Annotated in this window: 21 protein-coding genes; 12 read left to right on the top strand and 9 right to left on the bottom strand. The window is 69.4% G+C overall.

Translation table 11 applies throughout. From position 1 onward, the window contains the following. The first annotated feature begins 179 nt into the window (after positions 1-179). Positions 180-716: a hypothetical protein gene (locus KF889_18260; GenBank protein MBX3501387.1), complete on the top strand. Its 537-nt coding sequence runs from the start codon at positions 180-182 to the stop codon at positions 714-716. 119 nt (positions 717-835) lie between these two features. Beyond that, positions 836-2,524: a ShlB/FhaC/HecB family hemolysin secretion/activation protein gene (locus KF889_18265; protein MBX3501388.1), complete on the top strand. Its 1,689-nt coding sequence runs from the start codon at positions 836-838 to the stop codon at positions 2,522-2,524. Positions 2,525-2,543: 19 nt separating this feature from the next. Here the strand turns inward: KF889_18265 and KF889_18270 are convergent, their stop codons facing one another. Continuing rightward, positions 2,544-2,750 (bottom strand): hypothetical protein, encoded by a 207-nt coding sequence (locus KF889_18270; protein ID MBX3501389.1) that lies wholly within the window; start codon positions 2,748-2,750, stop codon positions 2,544-2,546. A gap of 303 nt (positions 2,751-3,053) precedes the next feature. Here KF889_18270 and KF889_18275 point away from each other — a divergent pair, with 303 nt between their 5' ends. Both KF889_18275 and KF889_18280 read left to right on the top strand, forming a co-directional pair. Continuing rightward, positions 3,054-3,341, top strand: coding sequence for a hypothetical protein (locus KF889_18275; GenBank protein ID MBX3501390.1), 288 nt, complete (start codon positions 3,054-3,056; stop codon positions 3,339-3,341). A gap of 64 nt (positions 3,342-3,405) precedes the next feature. Next, on the top strand, positions 3,406-3,870 hold the full coding sequence (locus tag KF889_18280; GenBank protein MBX3501391.1) for a hypothetical protein: 465 nt from the start codon (positions 3,406-3,408) through the stop codon (positions 3,868-3,870). Between the two features lie 98 nt (positions 3,871-3,968). Here the strand turns inward: KF889_18280 and KF889_18285 are convergent, their stop codons facing one another. The 4 genes from KF889_18285 to KF889_18300 all read right to left on the bottom strand — a co-directional run bounded on the left by KF889_18285 (position 3,969) and on the right by KF889_18300 (position 5,478). Continuing rightward, positions 3,969-4,154: a hypothetical protein gene (locus tag KF889_18285; protein MBX3501392.1), complete on the bottom strand. Its 186-nt coding sequence runs from the start codon at positions 4,152-4,154 to the stop codon at positions 3,969-3,971. Between the two features lie 55 nt (positions 4,155-4,209). Further along, positions 4,210-4,449: a hypothetical protein gene (locus KF889_18290; protein ID MBX3501393.1), complete on the bottom strand. Its 240-nt coding sequence runs from the start codon at positions 4,447-4,449 to the stop codon at positions 4,210-4,212. A 180-nt stretch (positions 4,450-4,629) separates the two neighbouring features. Next, entirely contained in the window at positions 4,630-4,995 is a 366-nt protein-coding gene (locus KF889_18295) for a response regulator (protein ID MBX3501394.1), read from the bottom strand. Between the two features lie 126 nt (positions 4,996-5,121). After that, a complete protein-coding gene (locus KF889_18300; protein ID MBX3501395.1) occupies positions 5,122-5,478 on the bottom strand; it encodes a hypothetical protein in 357 nt (118 codons plus the stop codon). A gap of 169 nt (positions 5,479-5,647) precedes the next feature. Here KF889_18300 and KF889_18305 point away from each other — a divergent pair, with 169 nt between their 5' ends. The 6 genes from KF889_18305 to KF889_18330 all read left to right on the top strand — a co-directional run bounded on the left by KF889_18305 (position 5,648) and on the right by KF889_18330 (position 11,062). Beyond that, complete coding sequence (locus tag KF889_18305) at positions 5,648-7,567, top strand: PAS domain S-box protein (GenBank protein ID MBX3501396.1); 1,920 nt, start codon at positions 5,648-5,650, stop codon at positions 7,565-7,567. Between the two features lie 300 nt (positions 7,568-7,867). Beyond that, entirely contained in the window at positions 7,868-8,197 is a 330-nt protein-coding gene (locus KF889_18310; protein MBX3501397.1) for a hypothetical protein, read from the top strand. Between the two features lie 95 nt (positions 8,198-8,292). Beyond that, complete coding sequence (locus KF889_18315; GenBank protein MBX3501398.1) at positions 8,293-8,631, top strand: hypothetical protein; 339 nt, start codon at positions 8,293-8,295, stop codon at positions 8,629-8,631. Positions 8,632-8,764: 133 nt separating this feature from the next. Next, a complete protein-coding gene (locus KF889_18320) occupies positions 8,765-9,154 on the top strand; it encodes a hypothetical protein (GenBank protein ID MBX3501399.1) in 390 nt (129 codons plus the stop codon). 320 nt (positions 9,155-9,474) lie between these two features. Further along, positions 9,475-10,815 carry a Tad domain-containing protein gene (locus KF889_18325; protein ID MBX3501400.1) on the top strand — a complete coding sequence of 447 codons (1,341 nt, stop codon included), beginning with the start codon at positions 9,475-9,477 and terminating at the stop codon, positions 10,813-10,815. Continuing rightward, positions 10,808-11,062, top strand: a complete 255-nt coding sequence (locus tag KF889_18330; GenBank protein MBX3501401.1) for a hypothetical protein — start codon at positions 10,808-10,810, stop codon at positions 11,060-11,062. The genes KF889_18325 and KF889_18330 overlap by 8 nt, the downstream gene beginning before the upstream one ends. A 109-nt stretch (positions 11,063-11,171) precedes the next feature. On the opposite strand, the gene KF889_18335 is transcribed toward KF889_18330, so the two are convergent. Continuing rightward, positions 11,172-11,579, bottom strand: coding sequence for a hypothetical protein (locus KF889_18335; protein MBX3501402.1), 408 nt, complete (start codon positions 11,577-11,579; stop codon positions 11,172-11,174). 52 nt (positions 11,580-11,631) lie between these two features. Beyond that, positions 11,632-11,880: a hypothetical protein gene (locus KF889_18340; GenBank protein MBX3501403.1), complete on the bottom strand. Its 249-nt coding sequence runs from the start codon at positions 11,878-11,880 to the stop codon at positions 11,632-11,634. A gap of 126 nt (positions 11,881-12,006) precedes the next feature. Between KF889_18340 and KF889_18345 the strand changes: the two genes are divergently transcribed. Next, positions 12,007-12,276, top strand: a complete 270-nt coding sequence (locus KF889_18345; protein MBX3501404.1) for a hypothetical protein — start codon at positions 12,007-12,009, stop codon at positions 12,274-12,276. 64 nt (positions 12,277-12,340) lie between these two features. Continuing rightward, positions 12,341-12,526, top strand: coding sequence for a hypothetical protein (locus KF889_18350; protein MBX3501405.1), 186 nt, complete (start codon positions 12,341-12,343; stop codon positions 12,524-12,526). 180 nt (positions 12,527-12,706) lie between these two features. Here the strand turns inward: KF889_18350 and KF889_18355 are convergent, their stop codons facing one another. Together KF889_18355 and KF889_18360 are read right to left on the bottom strand one after the other, a co-directional pair. Then, on the bottom strand, positions 12,707-13,054 hold the full coding sequence (locus KF889_18355; protein MBX3501406.1) for a hypothetical protein: 348 nt from the start codon (positions 13,052-13,054) through the stop codon (positions 12,707-12,709). Positions 13,055-13,286: 232 nt separating this feature from the next. After that, complete coding sequence (locus tag KF889_18360; protein MBX3501407.1) at positions 13,287-13,499, bottom strand: hypothetical protein; 213 nt, start codon at positions 13,497-13,499, stop codon at positions 13,287-13,289. Positions 13,500-13,637: the final 138 nt, after the last annotated feature.

The raw sequence follows: 13,637 nt of genomic DNA on the forward strand, positions 1-13,637 counted from the left end.
AGAGTCAGCATCGAATACGTGTTCATTGAATGTCAAATATTCGTTCTTGCGCGCAACGCGCTTTCGCTCTCTTAAGTTAGCCTGTACTCTTGAGGTTGTTCTGTATTGTCTTGTTTTCAGTCAGTTAATTTGACGGCATGTGGACATAGTCCAATCCATTTGATTAAGGGAGATAGTCCATGATTGCTCGCCTCGCGGCACCTCTGTGCCTGGCTTCAATGATTGCCCTGTGCGCCGCCTGTAACGACCAGAGCGGCCCGACCAGCCCCGGAACTTCCGCTGCCAATCTCGGTGCGTCAGCTCCGGGCGCCAACGGCTCTGGCCCGGCTTCGGGCAACGGGACGTCCGACAACGGCGTGGTGAGCGTCGTCCCGACGGTGACGGATGGCGCGGTCGGCCTGGTGGGCGATACGCTCGTGACCACTGGCACGGCGACGAGCGACACGGGGTCCGGCATCGGTCAGCCGCTCGGGCCACCGATCGTCGCGGTCGGCGATACAACGACCAACCTCGGCCATGGCGTGAACAACATCGCGGATGGCCGCGGCGGATCGAGCCACGCGCGAGGCCTGCTCAAGTCGGTCACGGCGAGCCTGCATCGTGAAACGGCGGCGGGCGTCGGCGTCGGCGCCGTGGCCCTGACGCCGGTGGCGAATGTCGCGGCGGGCGCGACAGCCGGAGCGGCTGTTACCCCGCTGCTGGGCATACTGCACTGAATGACGGAGGCCCCGCGAACCGGTCGCGGGGCCTCCGAGGGTTTGCGGCCACGCTCCGCTGCGCAAGCTCTGCAGGAGTGGCTCGACGGCGCCGATCCGCCGGTGTCATAAGGACGAGCATGCGCCTCGTCCTGTTTGCCGTGGTCCTGGTGTCCCATCTCGCGCTCGGCGTCGGCGCATCGGCTCAATTGCCGACAGCACTGCCGGCGCCGTCGACTGTCGGTCGGGACGCCGTACCGGTCGAGCCCGCCCTGCCGCGCCAACGCCCGGACGTCGCGGTGCCGGACGGACCCGTGCTGGAAGTGCCCGCGGATCTGCGCGACCGACGCGTCACCATCCGGCAGGTGTCGGTCGAAGGCTCGAGCGTCTTCAGCGCGGCTGACCTCGCCCCGGTCTTTGCGCCCGTGATCAATCGCGAAGTGGCCTTCGCCGAGATCGTCGCGGCGGTCAACCGGTTGGCGGGGCGATACGCGGACGCCGGATACGTCTTCTACAACGTGCTGCTGCCGCAGCAGGACTTCAGCGCGGGACGCTTGCGCGTCATTGTCGTCGAGGGCGCCGTCAGCCGTATCGACGTCGGTCAGGGCGTGGACTCCGCGGCCGTGCGCGATCGCCTGAACCAGGTGCTGACACCGCTTGTCGGCCGCAAGCCGCTGACGCGAGCCGAGCTTGAACGGCGGCTTCTCATCGCCAACGACATTGCCGGCCTGACCCTGAAGGTGGGCACGTTCGCCGACAGCGCGGCGGGCCCGGGTGCCGTCGCGCTTGTCGTCGACGGCAGCTTCGAGCGCTTCTCGCCCATCGTGCAGGTCGACAGCTTCCAGACGACGGCCGACAGCACGGTGAATTTCCGCGTTGGCGGCATCGGCCGGTCCCTGCTGTTGGGGGGCGATGCGCTGGAGGCCCGCTACATCGTCGCGGTGCCGTGGGACCGTATGCATCTCGGCGACGTGCGCTACAGCGTGCCGGTGGGCGCCGATGGTGGCCGGCTGGGATTCGTCGGACAGGCGGTCTGGCAGCGACCGCCGACGACACTCAACGGGCTGCCCGCCTCTCTGCTGGGACGGTCCCTTCTGGCGCGCGCCCAGTATTCCCATCCGCTGATCCTGCGACGGACGACGAGCCTCGTGGGCTTTGCCACCTTCGACGTGATCGAGGTGGACTATAGGCTGCAGGGCGCACACATCCCCGGCGACTCGCTGCGCGTGCTGCGGGCGGGTGGCAGCGGCGCCATCGTCGACGATGGCGGCGGCGTATCGAGCGCCAGCATGCAGCTGAGCTTTGGTCTTGATCTCGCCGGCGCCCGCACCGGCGGTCGCGCCGTGGCCCATGCCGGCTTCGCCAAGCTCAACGTGAGTCTGGAGCACCAGCGTCCGCTCGGTTCGGAGTTCACCACGATCGTGCGTGCCACCGCCCAGGCGGCCAGCACGTCACTGCCGGTGTCGGAGACCTTCGCATTCGGCGGCCGGCAATATGGCCGCGGCTTCGTCGCGTCCGAAGCGCTCGGCGATCACGGCTTCGCCGCCTCGGCCGAGATCCGCTATGCGCCGCGCTGGCTCGACGCCCTCAAGCCGATCGTCGGCTCGTACCTCTATGCCTTCGTCGACTATGGCCGGCTATGGGCGCGCGATTCACGCAACGCGCTTTTCTTCGCCGAGGGTGTCTCGGGCGGCGGCGGCGTGCACCTGCAATTGTTCGACAAGGTTTCCGGCGAGGTCGAGGTGACGCGCGTCCTGGCAGGCCGTACCTCCGCATCTGCGACACCGCGCCCGTGGCGATTCGCCTTCCGGGTCGGCTCGGTGTTCTAGCGCCCCGCCTGCGTCCCGCTCAGGGCCAGGGCTCATCGCGCTCCGCCTCGCGCGCGAAGCGGTCGACTGGCATGCGCTCGAGCGGGCCGACGCAGGTGCGATGCGGGGCGTGGCGGATCACCACGAACGTCACCTCGTCGTTCTCCATCGCTCTCACCTGCCGCAGTTCGTCGTGTCCGGCGCGGTAGCAGGCGCCAACGCGAACCTGGGCAACTTCGATCGACATGATCGTACTCGCAGCCACGCGGAGAATTCGGCTCGTGTGCCGCAACGGCCCACCCGGCGGTGACGTTGCGACGGCGTGCAGGCACGGCGGCGGTGTGGTCGATTGGTGTCCGCAGTTTGGAGCGCAACCGGACAGACGAGGGGCCGTTGAAGCGCGCGGTGGTCGACTCCCCCCGTGACAGCGAAGACCACCTGCTCGTGGCCCCGCGTCCCTCTCCTCCGCGGGGCCACTTGCCGACGGCAACTCGCCACAGGGTCGGGCGTTGGCAATGGCAGGCACAACCTTTCGATCCGGAGACTTGCCATGATTCGTGTGGCCCTGACCGCTTCCGTCGCCGCTGCCATGCTGGCGGCCTGTACCCTCATGGACGATCGTCCGCCTCGTTCCTCGGCCAGCAACCCGCCGGGTTGGGTCGACCGCAACCGCGACGGCATCGATGATCGCACCCAGAGCGGCTACCGAGACCCGAACAACCCGCCAGGCTGGGTCGACCGCAACCGCGACGGTGTCGACGACCGCGTCCAGCAGCGCCGGGCCACCAGCTATCGTGGCGGCTACTACGACTCCTACGGCGTCTGGCGCTCGTACTAGAGGCGCACCCGGGACGGGGCGTGGCGCATGGCCCGCCCCGCCTTTCATTGTCCGGAGCAACGCCATGGCCGACCATGAGGAGCGCGTCGCGCGCAACACCGCCGAGGCCATCAACCGGCGCATCCGCGCGGCGACCGCCGAACGGCTGGCGCACTATGCCGACAATCCCGAGGAGATCGACGCGCGGCTGCGCGAGCTCGACGACGAATGGGACATCGAGCGGGCGATCGAGGCCAATGCCTCGACCATCGCCTTCGCCGGCATCGCGCTGGGCGTCACGCACGATCGGCGCTGGCTCTTGCTGCCGGCGCTGGTGAGCGCCTTCCTGTTCCAGCACGCCACCCAGGGCTGGTGTCCGCCGGTGCCGGTGCTGCGTCGGCTGGGCGTGCGCACCGCCGACGAGATCAACCAGGAGCGCTACGCGCTCAAGGCGCTGCGCGGCGATTTCGAGCCGCGCCCGGAGCGCACAAGGCTGACCGCCATCCTCGAAGCAATCGGCGTGCGCCCCAACGGCGGGCTGCGGGCGTAGGGCTTTCCTTCTCCCTCTCCCCGCCTGCGGGGAGAGGGTTGGGGTGAGGGGTCGATTGAGGTTGCGCACGATGGTGGTGCGCTACTCGATGCAGCCCCTCACCCCGACCCTCTCCCCGCCTGCGGGGAGAGGGAGTGACCACCCTGGTGCCGGCCGCCGCGATCGCCCTGGCCGCTCTTGACGCGGATCTTCGCCTTGCGCCGGCGGTCCTGCGCCAGCGAGCGGCCGACATCGTCGCTCTCGACGAACGTGCGCTTGCGGCTCGCTGCCTTCTTCGCTGCCATCGCTGTCTCCGCCGCGTTGCACGGCGGAGCAACGGGCAGCGAGGGCCGGCGTTGCTCAGTGCAGCGCGGCGGCGCCGCGCTTGGGCGCCTGGGCGCGCAGCGTGTCGAGCGTCGAGGCGATGCCGCCGACCAGCGCGTAGATCTCCGCCAGCCGCGTCTTGTAGCGCTCGCAGGTCGGATGACGCATCAGGGCCTTTTCGGCCATGCGCGCGTCGAGACCCATTTCGAAGAGTTCGTCTTCCAGGAAGTCGATGCACGACGTGATCGCTTCCGGACGCCTGTCCAGTTCAGCCATATCATCCCCCAATATCATCGGCCCCAAGGGCCACCCGTCGTTGCGGGTCCCATTGCTTCTGCTTCTTGTCTTTTGCGTAGTAAGCCATCACTCAGAAATTTTTGCCACAGCGATCCGCGTGTCGGCACAATTCGTCGCACCCTCTATGCGCGAAATTCGCACGTCGCACGAAAGGACGTCTCAGCGCGCGTCGGCCAGCAGCGTGCGAAGCGCCTTCGCCAGATCCTTGTAGGCGTAGGGCTTGCGCAGCACCGGCGCGTCGGTGAGCGTCGAGACGTCCCAGGCGCCGGTTGTATAGGCGATGCGCGTCGCCGGATGATGCGCGCGCGTCCAGCGCGCCAGCTCGACGCCGTTGATGCCGCGGCCCAGCATGATGTCGGTGAACAGCACGTCGATGCCGCCGGCGTCGAGCATCGCCTGCGCCGTCTCGCCGTCGGGCGCCTCGCGCACGACATAGCCCAGCCGCTCCAGCACCTCGGCCAGCGACAGGCGGAGCATGGCATCGTCCTCGACCAGCAGGACGACGGCGGAACTGGAGGCTGACATCGAACTGCACGCAGCCTTTCACGAAGCGCGCCCGGCGGGCCAGCCGAAATCCGCTTGTCATCCCGAGCGCAGCGAGGGATCCAGGCTGCTGACTGGATCCCTCGCTACGCTCGGGATGACAGATCTCTACGCCGCGCCGTCGAGCCAGGCGCGCGCCGAGTCGGGCGTGGCGAAGAGCCGGCAGGCCCGTCCGCGGCCGGCGCGGCGCGCGAAATGGTCGGCCATCTCGCGCTCGGCGTCCGAGGCGACCACCAGGGCGATGGGACCGTCGCCGCCACCCTGCGTGCGGCGGCCGAAATCGGCGATCTCCGCCGCGCCGAGCTCGAACTGCGCGGCGCGCGCGTCGAGCAGCACGCGATAGTCGGCGGCGCCCGCCGCCGTCACCTCGGCCATGTAGTGCGCGACGTCGCGGCGCGTCAGCGGGCCGCTGGCATCGAGCATGACCAGACGGGCGTCGTGATCGACCGCCCATGTCAGCGCCATGGCCGCCTCCGCATCATCGTCCCATTCCCCCACCATCTGCATTCATCACATGAGCGATCATCTGCCGCATCGCAGCGCGGCCGCCCTTGACGTGGATCAATGCCGCGCGCGGCGGCCTGCCGCACAGGTAAGGGCCATATTCGCCGCGCCGCGCGGCTCAAGAGAGATCATGCCAGCCCGCCCGGCCACCGCGCCGACCGACGCCCTGCCCCGGCTTCTGTTCGAGACCCTGAGCGATTGCGCGGTGCTGACGCTCGACGCGCATGGCCGGGTGCTGGGCTGGAACGACGGCGGCCGGGCGCTGATGGGCTTCACCGCCGAGGAGGTCGTCGGCCAGCCGGTGGCGAGCCTCTACGTCGCAGAGGATGTCGCGGCGGGAAAGCCGCAAGCGCTGCTCGCCGAGGCCGCCGCGCGCGGCCGCCTCGAGACGACGCTGCGCCGCCGGCGCAAGGACGGCACGAGCTTCGCGGCGCGCGTCACGCTGATGCCGCTGCGCGACCCGCACGACGGCGCGCTGCTGGGCTTCGGCGAGGTCGTGCGCGAGGCACCGGAGCCGACGCCGCTGCGCCGCATCGCCGAGGCGGTGCAGGAGACCATGATCGACGCGCTGGTGGTCACCGACGCCGCCGGCACCATCCGCGTGTGCAACAGCGCCTGCGAGCGCATGTTCGGCTACGCGCGCGGCGAGCTGATCGGGCACAACGTCAAGCGGCTGATGCCCTCGCCGACGCGCGAGGCGCATGACGGCCACCTGCGGCGCTACGGCGAGACCGGCCGGCGCAGCCTGGTCGGCAGCCCGCGCGAGCTGGTCGGCCAGCGCAAGGACGGCACGCCGCTGCCGGTCACGGTGGCGATCGGCGAGGCCATGCTCGACGGCGAGCGCATCTTTGTCGGCGTGATTCACGACCTCAGCGAGCGCAAGGCGGCCGAGGCCGGGCTGAACCGCGCCCGGCGGCTGGAATCGATCGGCCAGCTCACCGGCGGCGTGGCGCACGACTTCAACAACATCCTGATGGTGATCATCGCCACCGCCGAGGCGCTGGCCGACGAGCTGGCGCACGAGCCGGCGCGGCTCGAGCCGATCGAACGCATCCTGGGCTCGGCCGAGCGAGCCGCCGATCTCACCCGCCAGCTGCTCGCCTTCGCCCGCCGCCAGCCGCTCAGCCCCGCGCCGACCCGTCTCAACGACATCGTCGCCGAGACCGGCCGGATGATCGGCCGCACGCTGGGCGAGCACATCGAGATCGAGGCCAGGCTCGACGAGGATCTGTGGGTCGCCCATGTCGATCGCGCCCAGCTCGAATCGGCGCTGCTCAATTTGTGCATCAACGCGCGCGACGCCATGCCCGAGGGCGGCACGCTCAGCATCGTCACGCGCAACGCCGTGCTCGACGAGGAATACGCGCGCGGCCATCCCGGCGTGACGCCCGGCGAGTACGTCATGCTGGCGGTCAGCGACACCGGCATCGGCATCCCGGCCTCGGCCCTCGACCGCGTCTTCGAGCCGTTCTTCACCACCAAGGAGACCGGCAAGGGCACCGGGCTTGGATTGAGCATGGTCTACGGCTTCGTGCGCCAGTCGGGCGGCCATGTCGCGATCTATAGCGAGGAAGGCCACGGCACGACGATCCGCCTCTATCTGCCGCGCATCGTCACGCCCACCGACCAGCCCGCCCCGCCGGCCGTCGAGGCGCCGGCCGGCGGCGGCGAGCGCATCCTGGTGGTCGAGGACGATGCCCAGGTGCGCAGCATCGTCGCCGGCCATCTGCGCGGCCTGGGCTACGAAGTCGAGGAAGCGGCCGACGGCCAGCAGGCCCTGGCGCTGCTGGCCCACGGCGCGCCATGCGACCTGCTGCTGAGCGACGTGGTGATGCCCGGCGGCATGGGCGGCAAGGCGCTGGCCGAGAAGGCGCGGCAACGCCAGCCCGGCCTGCGCGTGCTCTTCGTGTCGGGCTACGCCCACGACGCCATGGTGCGCAACGGCCGCCTCGATCGCGACGTGCGCCTGCTGAGCAAGCCGTTCAGACGCGTCGATCTCGCCCGCGCGGTGCGCGCGGCGCTCGATGAGAAGATGCCGGAAGCGGTCTGAGGCGGGCGACGAATCCGACGGTCAGTGGACCTCGTCGGACAGGTCGGCGTCGTCGTCCGGCTGCGCCTGATCCCACAGCGGCGCGGCCATCTGCTCGAGACGCTCGAGCTCGATGCGCATCTGCAGTAGGAAACCGTCGAAATCCATGGGGTTGTGTCCCAGGGCCTGAATATCCTTCTAGTTAAACATCAATACAGTTCACTAGCAATCTATTTTCACGGGGAAATTCTGCAGTCCGAGTTACGACTTGACGGTCCGGCCGCCGACCCTGTTGCATCGCCATTGCAGGAGGATTTTACCATGCGTCGGACGGCCTTCATCATCGCCCTCCTCGGCTTCGCGCTCAGCCTGCAGCCCGCGGCCGCGCCGGCCCAGCCGCGCACGCCGGGCGACGGCACCCACTCCTTCGTCTGGCCCAACGGCGACAGCTTCACCGGCGTGTTCCGCGACGGCAAGCCCAACGGCCCTGGCACGTTCCGCACCGCCGCCGGCCAGGTGCACGAGGGCGAGTGGCATGACGGCTGCCTGGCGAGCAGCCGCGGCTATCGCCTGGCCCTGTTCACGCGGCTCAGCGACTGCCCGCGCGCCAAGCCGCGCAAGGCGCCGCTGCCGCGCATCGATATGCGGTAGCCAATCCCTCTCCCCGCGTGCGGGGAGAGGGAGGCATTGGTGCGCAACCTCGGCGCATGGACGTCCGTTGCATCGGCGCTTGCGAGGTGCCGATCGTGCGCAACGTTGTTCTCGTCGTCCCGTTCATCGCCGCCACCCTGGGCGCCGGTATGCCCGCGCAGGCGCAGGGCTATGGCGTCGCCGACGACGGCGAAGGCCGGCGCTCCTTCGTCTGGGACAATGGCGACAGCTTCGTCGGCGAAATGCGCAACGGCCGGCCGCATGGCCACGGCGTCTTCCGCACCGCCGGCGGCGAGGTGCACGAAGGCGAGTGGCGAGACGGCTGCCTGGTGACGGAGGATTACCGCGTCGCCGTCTTCACCCGGCTGAAGGATTGTCCGCCCGCGCCCAGGCCGCGTCCGCGCCAGCCGCCGCGCCGCGGCCACCTGCGCTAGCGATGCGCGGCTTCTCCATCTCCCAGCGCACCGGCGACCGCATCGCGCTGGCGGCGGTTGTATTCCTGCTGGTCTTCTTCGGCGGCGTCACCGCCTGGCTGCTGATCCCACCCTAGCCCCCGGAGTTCTTGCAATGAACGCGACTGCCACCTCCTCCGACCGCCACGGCAACGGCAACGGCTCGATCACCCGTCAGCTCGAGGCGCTCGAACGCGCGATCGAGGACGCGGCGCGCGACGGCGGCGCCGATGCCATCGCCCTCGCCGAGAAGGGCCGGCACATCCTCGGCCTGGCGCGCACGCTGGCCGACGACATCGCCCATGCCTCGAGCGCGCAGATCGCCGGCCGCGCCGGTGCCGCCTTGCATCGCGCGCGGGAGTTCGTGCAGCACGAGGCCGAAGCGGCGCGCGAGACGGTGCGTGCGCATCCCCTTGCGGCGGTCGGCGGCGTCGCCGCCGTCTCGGCGCTGACCGCGGCGCTCGTGACCCTGATGCTCCAACGCGAGCGGCGAACGCACTGGTAGAGCCCGTCCCTGTGCGTTCATGGGCATGGCAAGAACGCAGATCGGCGCGTGCATGACTGCGTCGGCGCTCGCGCGATATGCGTCGCGCGAGTAATCTTGCGTCTTATATGAAGTATAAAAAAAGGATCCAAAATGGTTGAATTAACGTGACAAACCCAAGATATCCAGTGATGAATAGGACATTCAGACGGAGGCATTCTTCTCCGTAGTTCGGTTAAAGTCGTTCACATATTCACAGCAGTTTTAACCAGTCATTTCGAAACGACCCGCCAGAAGCGCCCAACTCAGCGACGCCGGCGGGATACGAATTGGGGTCAAACATGCTCATTCGATCTGTGCCGCCGCGGCCGCGCGCGCGGCGTCTGGCTGATTGGTGCAGGCGTCTGGTCAAGGACAGGACGGCCGGCACGACGGCACTGGCGGCGCTGGCGCTGCCGGTGGTCATCGGCTCGCTGGGCATCGGAGTCGACGTCAGCTCCTGGTACATCGAGAAGCGCAAGCTGCAGCAGATCGCCGACGCCGCGGCGCTGGGCGGCGCGCGCCTGAAGGCCGCCGACCAGTCCGACAGCGTCGTCGTCACGGTCGCCACCAGGGATGCCGCGCGCAACGGCTATTCGAGCACCACCCACACGCTGGAGATCAACACGCCGCCGCTTTCCGGCGCGTATGTCGAGCACGTCGGCGCTGTCGAAGCGATCGTCACGACGCAGCTCAAGACGCTGTTCTCCCGCATTGCGCTGGGCAGCGCGCCGCGCACGCTCTCGGCCCGCTCGGTCGGCGCCGTGAAGGTCGTGTCCGACGGCGAGATCCGCACAGGCGTGTGCATGCTGGCGCTGATGGAATCGGGCGAGAAGGCGATCTTCCTGAACGGCTCGGGCAAGATGATGGCGCACTGCTCGATGGCGACTCATTCGGAGCATGCCCGCGCCATGTATCTCAACGGCAGCGGCATGATCTCGGCATATGTCGGCTTCCTGCCCGGCGGCTCCTACTACGTCAACGGCAGCGGCAGCATCGTGCTTGCCGCGGGCGTGAGACAAACCAAGGTCGAGGATCCCCACGCCGACCTCGCCCCGCCGGATGCCGGCGCTTGCGACAAGACCAGCTTCGTCGCCAGCGGCAACACCACCATCTCGCCGGGTCGCTATTGCAACGGCATCCTGAACTCCGGCTCCGGCACGCTGACGCTCGAGCCCGGCACCTATGTCATCGATGGCGGCGACGTGACCAACTCCGGCTCGGGCAGCATCGTCACCCAGGGTGGCGGCGGCGTCACGCTGGTGTTCACGGCGACGCAGGGACGATCGATCGGCGGCCTGTTCTCCAACGGCTCGGGCAGGATCGTGCTGCCGGCGCAATCGAACCACCCCGACTATCCAGGCATCGTGGTCTTCCAGGACCGAGCCGCCTCGTCCACGGCCGCGGAATACGGCGTCTACCTCACCGGCAGCAGCGGCGACCAGGTGTCGGGCGTGATCTATACGCCGAAGCGCACGGTGCTGGTCAACGGCACCAGCACGGTGTCGGGCCTGGCCTGCATGTCCATCGTCGCGCGCAGGATCCTGCTCAACGGCTCCGGCGCCTACGAGGTTTCCGATTGCTCCACGATGGGCGCGGAGTTGCCGAAACCCCAGACCCTGGCGCTCGTCCTTGTTGAGTAGGACGACACGGCTGCTGGGTCTCGTCGCGCTCGGCGTATGGGCGATGGGCATCGTCGCCTGCGGAGCAGACATCTGCGCGGTGTGGAGCCAGCAGCAGGCGGCCGGCCTCGCCGACGAGGTCGGCGTGCCGCTGTGGCTGCGCCTGGCGCTGCTGGGCATGGTCGGCGTGGCGCCCCTGATCCTGGTCTGGTCGTTCTGGCGCACCGGGGTCTGGCTGATCGCCGGCATGCAGCTTCGTTCGCCCTGAGGCGAGACGGCACGCCGGCGCTCCCGGAGCCGGAAATCTCTCTGTCATGCCGAGCGCAGCGAGGGATCCAGGCAACTCCCCTGGATCCCTCGCTGCGCTTGGGATGCGCCTACTCGGCGCTGACGTTGCCACGCTGATCGACGCGCACGGCGACGTGCGAGGTGCCGCGGACGGCGCGGCCGCTCCACGTGCCGTCGGCCTCGCGCCTGAGCGCGCGCACGCGCGTGAAGCCCTCGGCCTCGATCACACGCCGCGCCTGCGACTCGCTGGTGACGCGCACCGCGTCCCCAGGCGGCGGTGAGGTCGCGGTCGACGGACCAGTCGACGGACCGGCCGGCTGGCCCTTGCTGTCGGGATGCATCTTGCCGGTATCCATGCCCGGCGGTGTCGCGCCGCCCGACCAGCCGGTCGGCGGGTTGCCGCCGCCCGGTCCGGGCAGGCCGCCGGTGGTGGGATTCTGCGCCAGCGCGGCGGCGCCGGCGACGATCAGAACGAGCGCGAGGCCGGTCGCGTTCATGGGCGTTCCTCCGGGTCGATCCGGCACAACGCCGCGATCGCGCGCGCGTTGCTCACGCCGGCTGCGGCTTGGGCACCTGCGGCGCGCCGTCGTCTGTCTCGCCGTCGGCAGCGGTGTCGGGCTCGGGCTGCACCTTCCCGAAATCGCGGTCGAAGTCGGCCTGGTGCTCGGGACGGCAGCCCAGCGTCACGACGATCGCGATCACCGGCGTGCCGGTTTCGGTGACGCCCTTCCACACCGCGCCCTGGCTGGCATTGGCGAGCTGGGCGACGTCGCCGGTGGGTTCGATGGTGATCTTCATCACCGCAAGAACGCGGCACGGGAACGGATTGTTGCCGCAATCCTGTTCCCCTCTGCGCCCCGGACACGGGCCCGAACACGAGAGCGTCAGGACATGCGCAGTCGCGGTGCGAATGGGACGAGAACGGTGGCGGCGCTGGTGGCCGTCGGGCTGCTCTCGGGCTGCGGCCTGCTCGGCGGCAGCGACGCGCCGCCGCCCGAGGCGCGCGCCGGCGCCGATCGGCTGGCGCCGGCCGGCAGCATCGCCGGCGATCGCCGCCCCGCGCTGCACGACGCCGACGGCGCCCCGCTCGACGAGTCGCGCGGCCAGGCGGTCGGCTCGATCGTGCCGCGCGATTCGGGCCCGAAGGATCCGCCGCCGCTGCCGGGCGAGCGGCCGGCCGACTCGCAGATGTGATCGACCCGACGCGAAGGCGTAATGGCCGGCGTGCAGCTTTGGCCGTCAACCGAGGAGTGGCGCGATGAGCGAGCTCAATGACTGGCCCAAATGCGAGGCCTGCGGCGGGCCCAACTGGCACGTGCGGCGCGAGCCGCAGATCAGCGGCTTCGAGGACCAGTTCTTCACCTGCGCCGCCTGCGGCCATGTCACCGAGCGCATCGTCGTGATGTCCGACGACGACCTGACGGCGCTCAGAAGGGCGGCGTAGGATCGATCATCCCTTCCCCCGGAGGGGGAAGGTGCCCGAAGGGCGGAAGGGGGATGTCTCAACGACACCGATGTCCGTCTTCGACATCCCCCATCCGGCGCTGCGCGCCACCTTCCCCCTCCGGGGGAAGGTACAACCGACATCCTGTACAGCGCGGCGGTGATGCGCTGATCCTCGCCTCTAGCCGCGCGCGCGCTCGCGCGCGGCGTGCGTGGCAACGAGGTGCCGGCGCCGGCCGGCGCGTGCCTGGCGTGTCGCCGCCGCCTGCGCGCGCCGCGCCTGCCTGGCCTCGGCGCGCAGGCAGCGATCCTCGACCGAGATGATGCCGGAGGCGACCGTCATCCATCCCTGGCGCGCGGCGAATTCCAGGGCGTCGAGCAGCAGGTAGCCGTCCTGCACGCCCAGATGGCGCGTGACCTCGGGGATCGAGGTCAGGCGCACGGCGTCGTCGTGTGTCAGCTCGATCACGGCTCGCCGCACCTGGCGGGCGAGCATCTCGCAACGAGCGGACCGTTCCTGTGGGGTCACGCGCGTCCTCCAGCGATAAGGTGACCCGGACAACGCGCCGGCCGCGACGCGGGTTCGTGCGCGCAATGTCGCGGTCGGCGTCGCAATCCCGCCTCGGTCTTTCCTTCCCCCGGAGGGGGAAGGTGCCCGAAGGGCGGAAGGGGGATGTCGAAGACGGACACCGATTTCGTTGAGACATCCCCCTTCCGGCGCTGCGCGCCACCTTCCCCCTCCGGGGGAAGGAAGACTTGCGCTACTTGGTCGGCGCCGGCGCGGCGGGCGGTTGCGGCTTGATGGTGATGTCGATCTCCTTCGCCGGGTTGCGCGCGGTCTGCGGATCGGTGCGGAACACGCCGGTGAACAACGCCACCACGACGGCGAGCGCGACGACGATGGCACCGACGACGAAGTAGAGCCCGCCGTGGCCGCCGCCACCGCCGGGGTTGGTCACGATCTGGTCAGCCATGGCTCGTGCTCCATGCAATTCACGGGATGATCAAACGGACGGATGCGGCGCGCCGTTCCCCCGCCCGGCACGAACCGAAGTGCGGACAGAACTCGGTCACGGCGGCGCACCCCTTCATATGAAGGGCGCGCGCCGCCC

Source organism: Alphaproteobacteria bacterium, assembly GCA_019635875.1.
GTDB lineage: Bacteria > Pseudomonadota > Alphaproteobacteria > Reyranellales > Reyranellaceae > JAFAZJ01.

Bases quoted from the DNA above. Each gene is read 5' to 3' on its own strand.
- KF889_18260 (MBX3501387.1), top strand. From the start codon at position 180: ATGATTGCTCGCCTCGCGGCACCTCTGTGCCTGGCTTCAATGATTGCC.
- KF889_18265 (MBX3501388.1), top strand. From the start codon at position 836: ATGCGCCTCGTCCTGTTTGCCGTGGTCCTGGTGTCCCATCTCGCGCTC.
- KF889_18270 (MBX3501389.1), bottom strand. From the start codon at position 2,750: ATGTCGATCGAAGTTGCCCAGGTTCGCGTTGGCGCCTGCTACCGCGCC.
- KF889_18275 (MBX3501390.1), top strand. From the start codon at position 3,054: ATGATTCGTGTGGCCCTGACCGCTTCCGTCGCCGCTGCCATGCTGGCG.
- KF889_18280 (MBX3501391.1), top strand. From the start codon at position 3,406: ATGGCCGACCATGAGGAGCGCGTCGCGCGCAACACCGCCGAGGCCATC.
- KF889_18285 (MBX3501392.1), bottom strand. From the start codon at position 4,154: ATGGCAGCGAAGAAGGCAGCGAGCCGCAAGCGCACGTTCGTCGAGAGC.
- KF889_18290 (MBX3501393.1), bottom strand. From the start codon at position 4,449: ATGGCTGAACTGGACAGGCGTCCGGAAGCGATCACGTCGTGCATCGAC.
- KF889_18295 (MBX3501394.1), bottom strand. From the start codon at position 4,995: ATGTCAGCCTCCAGTTCCGCCGTCGTCCTGCTGGTCGAGGACGATGCC.
- KF889_18300 (MBX3501395.1), bottom strand. From the start codon at position 5,478: ATGGCGCTGACATGGGCGGTCGATCACGACGCCCGTCTGGTCATGCTC.
- KF889_18305 (MBX3501396.1), top strand. From the start codon at position 5,648: ATGCCAGCCCGCCCGGCCACCGCGCCGACCGACGCCCTGCCCCGGCTT.
- KF889_18310 (MBX3501397.1), top strand. From the start codon at position 7,868: ATGCGTCGGACGGCCTTCATCATCGCCCTCCTCGGCTTCGCGCTCAGC.
- KF889_18320 (MBX3501399.1), top strand. From the start codon at position 8,765: ATGAACGCGACTGCCACCTCCTCCGACCGCCACGGCAACGGCAACGGC.
- KF889_18325 (MBX3501400.1), top strand. From the start codon at position 9,475: ATGCTCATTCGATCTGTGCCGCCGCGGCCGCGCGCGCGGCGTCTGGCT.
- KF889_18335 (MBX3501402.1), bottom strand. From the start codon at position 11,579: ATGAACGCGACCGGCCTCGCGCTCGTTCTGATCGTCGCCGGCGCCGCC.
- KF889_18340 (MBX3501403.1), bottom strand. From the start codon at position 11,880: ATGAAGATCACCATCGAACCCACCGGCGACGTCGCCCAGCTCGCCAAT.
- KF889_18350 (MBX3501405.1), top strand. From the start codon at position 12,341: ATGAGCGAGCTCAATGACTGGCCCAAATGCGAGGCCTGCGGCGGGCCC.
- KF889_18360 (MBX3501407.1), bottom strand. From the start codon at position 13,499: ATGGCTGACCAGATCGTGACCAACCCCGGCGGTGGCGGCGGCCACGGC.